Raw genomic sequence first — 10043 nt, 5'->3', positions numbered from 1 at the left:
CGAGGCAAGCCGGTCCGTCAGCATATCCAGCTCCCCGTAGCTCAGCACGCGGTCCCCGAAGACAACGGCCCTACGTTCACCATAGTCCCGTACCGCTTTCCGGAAAAGGTCGATGACCGTCTTCCCGCGATGTTCATCAGAAGTTCCTCCATGATGCGAGAGAAGCTCCCGCTCCTCAGACTCGCCGATCAGGCGGAGTTCCCCTATTGGCGTTTCAATATTATAAACTGCAGATTCCAATACGTGCACATAATATGTTAACATCCGTTCTACCGTGTCACGATAAAAAAGATCACTACAGTATTCTATTCCTAGCTTAGCATTAGCTCCCTTGACATAGATTGTAAATGTCAGATCAAACTTACTTGAACCGTCGCTGACATTAAATCTCTTCAATTTTAACCCAGTTAGTTGAAATTCATTTTCATTCCCATTTTCTTCCATGCTAAACATGACCTGAAACAACGGTGTCCTTCCAAGGTCGCGTTCTGGAGCAATAGCCTCTACAACCTTCTCAAATGGTATATCCTGATGTTCATACGCATCGAGAAAATTCTCCTTCACCTTAGAAAGTAATTCATTGAAGCTTTCCGCTCTATCTACCTTGTTTCTAAGCGCTAAGGTATTAACGAATAAACCGATCAATTTTTCTATTTCCTGATGAATACGGCCAGCGACAGGGGTTCCAACACATATGTCATTTTCACCACTAAAATGATAAAGAAAGACTTTTAGGATCGCTAAAAAAAACATAAAAGGGGTAGTTTCTTCCGCAATACAGATATCTTTTACTTTTTGGTAAAGATAAACCGGAAGACTCCTCTGGATATATTCTCCGCGTATACTTTGCATCAACGGACGTTTTTTATCCGATGGCAATATCATTGTCTTGCTGCCCTTCAGTGAATTTATCCAATATGCCAATCGGCCTTCCAGAGAAGAACCACAGATATGTTCCCGCTGCCAGATAGAATAATCGCCATACTGAATCGACAGGGTAGACAAAATAGGTTTCCTATTCTCGATGGTGCTATTATATAATTCTGATAACTCATTAAATAAAATACCGAGCGACCAACCATCCGCCGCTATGTGGTGGACGACTATGACTAACAACTCAGACTTATTCTCATAATTTACAATATGGGCACGTATCATAAAATCCCTTGCGAGATTAAAAGGCTGTTGAAGCAAACCTATTATAAACTGAGTTTTACTAACTCCGTTGTCAAGATAAGAATGATTTAACGACCAATTTTCTGAATCTAAAACTCGTATAATTCCATGGCCATCGTCTTCCTGTACAACGCTTCTTAAGGTTTTATGTCTTTGTATTAACTTGCGCACACTCGCTTCTAAAGCTGTTCTGTCAATTCGGCCTTCGGTTTCATAGACTACAGGTATGTGGTAATGTTTACTACCCTCCAATTGATCGATAAACCAAAGGCGTTCTTGGCCATAAGATAAGGGGTAACTATCCTTTTCTTCATGACCTACAAATCCATTGGTATCCAATAAATGCTCCTTTTCTGCTAAAATTTTGCCGAGCTCAGTAATCGTTGGATTAGCAAAAATGTCTCGTATACTTAAGGTTACCCCCAACTCCTTCCGTACCGCGGAAATAAGACGGATAGCGGTCAATGAATGTCCTCCTATTGAAAAAAAGTTATCCAGGACACTAATAGAATCTACATTCAATAAAGACTGCCAGATCTGACACAGCCGATTCTCTAAATAACCTACGGGTGCGATATACTCAGTTTCTAAATATTTTCGACCGGTGGGTTTTGGTAGTAATTTGCGGTCTATTTTTCCATTGTTGTTCAATGGCAATACATCCAGCTTTATCCACACTTCTGGCACCATATATCCTGGAAGCTTATCCCTCAGGCATTTAATCAATCCATTTTTGTTTAGAGCTGAGGAACAAACTGTATAACCAACAAGGTATTTTCCTCCTGCTAGATCGTCCTGTACCGAAACGGCTACCTGGTTTGCAAAGCCGCTTTCCAACACGGCACTCTCAATTTCTTCAAGTTCAATTCGATAGCCTCGGACCTTAACCTGAGTATCTCGACGCCCCAAAAACTCAATCTGTCCGTTAGGAAGGAAGCGGCCAAGATCCCCTGTTCGATAAAGACGTTCTCCGGCACCGTGGGAATTGTAGATAAATTTTTCTCTCGTCAAATCTTTTTTATTTAGATAACCTCGAGTCACTCCTTCTCCACCGATGAGAATTTCGCCAACCGTTCCTTTTGGAATAGATATTATTTTGTCATTACATAAGTAGATTTTTTCATTTAATAATGGATTTCCTATGGTCAGTATCTGTTCATTATTTATGTCTTGGCAAGTACTCCATATAGTTGTTTCCGTTGGTCCATAAACTTGGATTAATGTTGTGCTATGCAGCATTTTCAAAGTTTGGAATGTCCGCTTTCCTAAAGCCTCACCTCCGACCAATAAAATTTTAAGATTCGTCAGCTTTTCCAATCCGCCACCCTCCACGTCTAAAAGCTGATTCAGTCTTGACGGTGTTAATTGGACGACGTCGATACTCTGAGATTCAATGATTTCTTCCAACTTATCGATATCATTGGGTAGAATAATCACTGTCATTCCAATGGTTAGAGGCGCAATCAGTTCGAGCACCGAAATATCAAAGCCAAAATTTGTAGTGGCTGCAATACGATATTTCGGGCTAAAGCGAAAAACAGGATTTAAATTTTTGAAGAAAGAGACAAGGTTAGCATGCTCAACCATAACTCCTTTCGGTAAACCGGTCGACCCGGAAGTATATATAACATAAGCGAGGTTATCAGGAGAAAAGTTTGATGGCAATGGCGCCTGAGTATTCCACGACCTTGGGCAGGTGACATCAACCATTGATCCATAAAAAATGGAAGATAACATTTTTATCCCAAGAGTATCTCCCACAAGAAATTTACATCCCGTGTCATTTAACATATACTCCAATCGCTCCTGTGGATATTCGGGTTGCAATGGTACATAAGCACCACCGGCTTTCAAAATACCCAAAATTCCTATTATCATCCACTCTGAACGACCAAGACACAACGCCACTAGGGTTTCCTTCTCTACACCTAAACCTCTAAGATGCTCGCCCAATCGCATAGCTAAAGAATCGACTTGAGAATACGTTAGCCTCTTGTTTTCAGAAATAATGGCAATTTCGTTCCCAAAGTGTGCAACGGCTTTATTGAAAAGGTCGATGACAGATTTGCCATCCATTTCCAAATTTGACGCTGCCTTCTGAGTGGACGACACAATGCGTTCTTTCGCTAAACTCTCTAGAATTTGTTTGACTGAAAGCTCTGGCTTTTCAATGGCAGTGAAGAGAATATTTCTGAAATGGTCCATATACTGGTCCACAATCGGTTCAAAATACTTATCACACTTAAAATCGAGGCGGATTTTCCCTCCATCTCCCTTTTCTACAATTGACAGGCTTAAATCATATTGTATATCACCAACATTTGATCCTTTGATTTGAAAATTTTTATTTTCCTTTAGCCCTTTAAGTTCAAGCTCATGGATTCCCTCTCTGAACATATTAAAGATTGCAGAGATCGGTATGCTGGCCGCATTTCCGGGTTGGAGTGCATAGTGTCTCACCAATTCTTCGAAACTGACTTCTCCATTTTTCAACGTGAGCATTAGGTCGTTGTTTACATCCTGTAGTAAATCTAAAAAGCTGCTATCCCACCTAACTGTTTGAATATGCATAACACGTTTGGCAAACAGACCAATAATATCGTCATAAATTTTTCTGGGAAATCCACGACCATGGACCATATTGCCTACCGTGATGGGACCATCCTGTTCGAATATGGAAAGAAAGGTGAAATAGGAAGCGAGGAATATCGATGATAGTAAGACTCTCTTTTTTAAGGATAAAGTCCTCGCTTTGACAATTATACTCTCTGGAATTACAGATTCTATTGAGTATATATTTTCACCGTTAGGTGTATGAAAGAAATTTATAGGTTTTAAAGGTATCGACAACTTGTTGGACCAATATTCGAATTGCTCGTGGTATTCTGGCAATGCTCTGATTTTACGCTGTTGCTCTGCGTATGTAAAATACGGCAACTTTGGCTCCTCCACTTTAGAGCTTTTCATTCCCACAGTGTGCAATGTATTATAATGGTGAGCTATTTTTGACCAGAAGATAGACATGGATTCGTTATCGGTAATGATATGGTTCATATTTACCATTAGACACCAACGTGTACCAAAATTCATTACCTTAAACCTCAGCAAAATTTCAGATTCGTAATCAAAATCATATCGTTCTTCCTGATGCAAGGTGTCTCCGATGACTTTCATCATTTCTCTATCATCCATTTCACTGTAGGAATGTATCTGAAAGGATTTGTTTATATCGAAAGCTTCCTGGACGATCTGACATATCTGATCTCGTTCAATAAAAAAATTTGTGCGCAGGACTTTCTGTTCGTTAATCACCCATAAAAGAGCATGCTGAAGAAGATGGGTATCCAATAGCCCTTCAAAAATTTTATAATCGATGAAGTTCCAATAAGAAACACCATATTTTGCAGCGTGGAACCATACTCCCTCTTGCTGTAGCGAACATGGAAAGATTCTCTTAGGATTATTATCTTTCATTTATGAATTATTTAGAAGTTCTTTAGGAATTGAGAAAATCGGTTAATATTCCTCCGGTCATAGGAGAAATCCGTGAAAAAAACTTGGTAAAACGTCTTCGGTGAATTTTTAATACGAAAAGCCAATCTTATCTTTCCCTAAGACATCTTTAACCTTCTCAGCAATAGTTTTAGAGACAAAATCCCCAAATAAAATTCCCTTTCTTGTTGGAACTAGTTCATCCCAGTTATTTTCAATATAACCTTGACCAATCAGGCTATTAATATGTTCAGGAATAAGTTCAAAGTAGTCAAACCCAAATTTATTAATGAATTCCGCCTTAGAGTAGGATACCAAACGGGAGGCGCAAAGTAAAAGCTCCTTGATAATCTTGTCCTTGTAAGTAAGCTTATAAGATCTGTATATCGGCATTTCCCCGTCACTGACCTTCTTCGAATAGGCAGGTAGGTTATTCAAATTTTGATAATTAAAGCCATTTATATTCCCGAATGATGAATTGCCATAAGCGACGAGGTCCTCTCCTCTCCAGGTATTTTCGGCATAGAAATGCTTAGAGCCGTCCTTCGTAAAAGCAAAATTTGTCCATAACTCATACTGATTCTCATAGATAATATTAATTGCTTCCGTCATAAATGCTATCTCCTCGTCTTTAGAAGGCAGAACAATATCGTTCTTATGGACTCCCTTCTGAAAAAAAACTGTATTGGCGTAGGTTTTCATTTTATAGATGGTCAGCATATCGACCTGCAAACCGAGTGCAGTGTTTACAGATTCCCTCCATGTTGTCATCGTTTCGCCTGCCAGTCCACTTAGTAGGTCTATATTTAACTTAAAACTATTATAATCCTGAACTAGCTTTACAGAACTAACTGCCTGTTGGCTTGTATGCTTTCTGCTACTCAGCTTAATTATTTCATCGTTAAAAGATTGAACTCCCATGCTTATACGATTTATACCGCAGTCTCTGTACCAGGAAAGTTTCGTCGCGGTAAACGTCCCTGGTTCGGCCTCAAAAGTGAATTCCGCTTCGGCAATATTATGGTATTTATTCAACGTCTCAACTAAAATATTCAATTGGCGTTCAGTAAGAACAGAAGGGGTGCCTCCACCAATATATACAGCATTAACTTTCCGGTTTGTTAGAGCAAACCTTTCACTCACTATCTTTATCTCGGCACAAACACTCTGTACATATTGGTCAACCTGATCCTTCGATTTGATCAGCTCCTTCATATAAAAGCAAAAATCGCAAATCTGTATACAAAATGGTATATGAATATAAATGTTGATTCCTTTTGGTTGTTGCACTTCAAGGTTATGTGCGCTGGACCAATATTTAAAAAAGGGATAGTTGGTATAAAACTCGTCTCGCGAGGGCTCTCCCAAAGTTGATAGATGGGTAGAAGAAAGGTCGCTTGGGACCTCCATAACCGACGATTCAATTCTCTTTTCTTCCATAATTATTATGATTTAAAGCCTGACAATAGATTATTTTGTTACAATAAGTTAGATTCAGTTTATTTCCTAGCCGTAATTATCATTGACTTGGCGTAGCTGTCATATGGATTTCCACCGAAATCTCCGAAGACGTTAATATCTCTAAAGCCAATTTGAAAAAGATAAGTAGTTAATTCTTTTGCTGAATATAAACGATGGGCAACAGTAATCTGCTTAGGGCCGTCGTTGTCAAAGATTGTTCGCTTACAGATAAGCTTGTTCCAGTCATCGACAATCCTACTTTCCGCGACCACTTTCTTACCATCCTCTTCAAATTCCTCATTTTCCTTAAAATTTCTTGCTATTACTTCTTTCCCTAGTAACTCCATTAAGAAAATGCCATTTTGCTTAAGGCTCGAATGAACATTTCGAAGTACCTGTAGATCCTCCTCGATGGTGTCCATATAACCAAACGAAGTACATAGGTTAACGATCAAGTCAAAACTGTTAGGTGCGCAAAAGTCTCGCATATTTTCTCGAATGAAAGTAATATCCAACCCTTCTTTTTCTGCCTTAAGCTTTGCTGTATCCAAATAATCTTTGGTTATATCTACCGCTGTTACCTGATAGCCTTTTCGTGCAAACTCCAAGGCGTGTCTTCCAATTCCGCAACACAAGTCAAGGATTTTCCCGGAATTTGGTATTTGCCCAATTAACTTTAATATCCTAGCAACCTCAAGAAATGTTAATTTGATCAAGTGTTTATTGAAAATGATCGATTTTCTTAATACCCAATCATTTTCACGTTCATACCAAGTAGGTTCTTTATTTTCCTTCATAGCTATTATTTTATATGTTCCAATAAGCTTTGGATTGTTTCATTCAATGCACTATTAATCATTCTTTCTCCAAGTTGGCGATAGTTTTCCAAGATAATTTCTAAATCCGACTCTGTGTAATAACTATTGTTAGATGTCAGCCTACCATCAATTTTGTTAGCTTTGTCAAAAAGTGAAAAGGAGAGGCGTAGGTTTTCTTTACTTCTAGTAGTTAACACCATCTTTAATTTGGCATCTCCTATCTGATAATTATCTCTAATAAATTGATACCCAAAAAAATAAATAAGTGGGTTGCCAGCACCACCTCTATTTTCTAATAAACGTTTATTTATCTCCTCAAAGGGATATTGAGAGTGGTAAATTACATCTGAAATAAGTTGGCCGGTGTCCTTTAAAAATTGAAACACCGTCTTAGAAAGATCAATTGATACCGGCAAAAACACCAAGTTTGAAAATAAACCCAACCTAGCCATTTCATTTCCCCTGTTTCTATTACTGACGGGAAATAATATTGCAAACTTTTTATTTCCAGTTATTTTCGCTACGGTGACGGCATAAACCGAGAAAAGGAATTGAAACCTGGACAGTCCATTTTTTTGCAAAAAAGTCTTACCTTTATTCTCCAAAACCAATGCAGATAGATCTCCAAGTATGCATGAGCTATCGAGGTTTTTGTTGTTAATCAAAACTTCAGTAAAATAGGATTGATCCTTCGCAATATTATCCCAAAATTCTATATCCGTTGTGCGAAATATTATTCCCTGTCTGCGAAAGTCATGAACCAAAGACATGGGCGTTCCATTTTTATTTGGACGTATTCCATACCGTGTACACAATTTGTCAACAAATATGCCCAACGAATCGCCATCTGCTATAACGTGTGAAATTTCAACATGTAAAAACCTTCGTCCATTGGGCAGCAGTAGAACATTCAGTTCAATCAATGGTGGCTCGCTTAGATTAAAGCAAGTTGTATAATTTTCTACCTCAGAATTGAGATTATTAGATTGGCAATATATGGTCTTAACCTTCAGTTCAATTTTCTCACAAATTTCGTAGTAGACCTTGCCCCTTTTTGAAAAGAAGATTTTTCGTAATTCAGGTTCTTCGTTCAATATAGACTGTACGCTTTTTGAAAGCATATCGATGTCTAAGTTTCCTTCTATTTCTAGCGTAGTCGCAGTCACAGGAAAAGGAATGTTTCGGTTTAGACGGTTCTGATAAAATAGCAATTGTTGTGATGGTGTAGCTTCTCTATCAGTATGAGATGGAAGTGCACGGGAAGTTGCGCTATCAGAATCCTGCATATTGTTGCTTATCAGTTCTGCCATCGAAACTATTGTGAGATTTGGGAAGAGATCGCTCGATATAAGTGACAACCCAAACTCATCATTGATCAAAAAGGCCAATTTGATTAACAATAATGAATTTCCACCCAGCGAAAAAAAATTGTCATTTACGGATATTTGGTCTTCTCCTAACACCCTTTTCCAAAGTTCAATCAATTTGGTTTCGATAATACTTTGTCTTCCTTCATCTGATGCGATAAAGTTAGCCTGTGCGCTTACCATTTTCTTTAAAGACATTAGATCTGCCTTATTATTATTTGTTAGTGGAATTTTGTCTAACACGATAAAAGTGTTGGGTAGCATGAAGGCCGGTAACATCTCACTGATCATCCTTTGAATATGTTCCTTTTCAAATTCCATTTTTTTAACAACGTAAGCTATGATAACCTTTTGTCCAGCAAGATTTTCATTAGGTAGAACGAGGCATTCTTTTACGAGACCTGTCTGCCTAATTGCACTTTCAATTTCCGAAAGTTCAATTCGGTTGCCATTGATTTTAATCTGGTTATCTATCCTCCCCAAAAATTGAATCTGTCCATCTATCAATCGTTTCACCACATCTCCTGAACAATAGAATCTTAACTTTTGATTACCTATATTTATATTGATAAACTTTTGAGAATTCAATTTATCCCGCTTATAATATCCCCTACATACCTGTGGACCGCCGATAAGCAATTCGCCTACCTTAACATTTCGATCATGATCTAACGAATCCATATTTCGAATGAACAATTGTGTACCGGATAGCGGATGGCCAATCGGAACAACGTCAGCGTGTTTAAAGCTATCTTTAGTAAATTTGTATGTAATGACCCCAATCGTCGTCTCTGTGGGACCGTAGTGATTATACATTGAGCACCCTAATGGCAAATTTGAAAATGTTTTTTTTGCTAAGGAAAAAGAGAGGTTTTCTCCCCCTATAATCAGACATTTTTTTGGCAATAGCCTTTGAAAGCAACTGTCGTTACTAAAAAGATCCAATAAAGACGGTGTTATTTTATAGCAATCGATATCTTTATCTTCCAGCTCTGTTTTTAGATCTTTTAGACTGGTCTGTTTTCTGAGGTCACACAATAGCAGATTTTTACCGAAGGCCAGTGCACAAAATAGCGCAGTATTACCGGCGTCAGCTGCAAGTGTGCTCAGCACCGCAAAACTGTTACAACGATTAAATTGAAAACGCACATAGATAGCTTTACAATACTGGATTAGTTGCGAGTGCTCCAGCATAACACCTTTCGGTCCGCCACTTGATCCCGAAGTATAAATAATATAAGCTAAATCTTTGAGCTTTGGTCTATCAACAGCATACTCGGATAAAACCAGGTTGTTTTCTAACGGCTTGTTTTCTAACGGCTCATTTTCTATGTATATAACTTCAGCATGACTTAATAAAGCGTCTGGGACACAACCCTTATTTGATATAATGATAGTGCTATCTTGATCGTCGAGTATGTATTGGATCCGTTTTTTTGGAAAGTCTATGTCAATCGGAACATATGCAGCCCCGATTTTAAATAGCGCGACAATAGCGGTAACAAGGTCGATCCCAGTTGGCAGTATTACCGGGACGGCTGTATTCCTAGTTATTCCTTTACTTTTTAATTTTGCGGCAAGTTGGTTTGATTTCAAATGCAAGTTCCGAAAAGTAATCGAATCTTTTCCACTATAAATAAAAATGTCATCTCGGAATTGATGTTCCAAGAAGTGATCCAAAACTGTCCCTGACGTTTCCACAGACTCATTAATCAAATGTTCCATTGCT

General features: G+C 38.4%; 4 protein-coding genes. All 4 read right to left on the bottom strand.

From position 1 onward, the window contains the following. Positions 1-4650, bottom strand: a 4650-nt coding sequence (locus RYH73_RS25940) for an amino acid adenylation domain-containing protein (RefSeq protein ID WP_335316346.1), incomplete at its 3' end; no start/stop codon positions are given. A gap of 108 nt (positions 4651-4758) precedes the next feature. Further along, entirely contained in the window at positions 4759-6108 is a 1350-nt protein-coding gene (locus RYH73_RS25935) for a coproporphyrinogen-III oxidase family protein (RefSeq protein ID WP_335316345.1), read from the bottom strand. A 59-nt stretch (positions 6109-6167) separates the two neighbouring features. Further along, positions 6168-6926: a class I SAM-dependent methyltransferase gene (locus tag RYH73_RS25930; RefSeq protein WP_335316344.1), complete on the bottom strand. Its 759-nt coding sequence runs from the start codon at positions 6924-6926 to the stop codon at positions 6168-6170. A 5-nt stretch (positions 6927-6931) separates the two neighbouring features. Continuing rightward, positions 6932-10039: a non-ribosomal peptide synthetase gene (locus RYH73_RS25925; protein WP_335316343.1), complete on the bottom strand. Its 3108-nt coding sequence runs from the start codon at positions 10037-10039 to the stop codon at positions 6932-6934. Positions 10040-10043: the final 4 nt, after the last annotated feature.

Origin of the sequence: Olivibacter sp. CPCC 100613, assembly GCF_036959255.1 — a bacterium.
Lineage (GTDB): Bacteria > Bacteroidota > Bacteroidia > Sphingobacteriales > Sphingobacteriaceae > Olivibacter.
The sequence above is the reverse complement of the archived record's forward strand: the minus strand, read 5'-3'. Positions and strand labels throughout refer to the sequence as shown.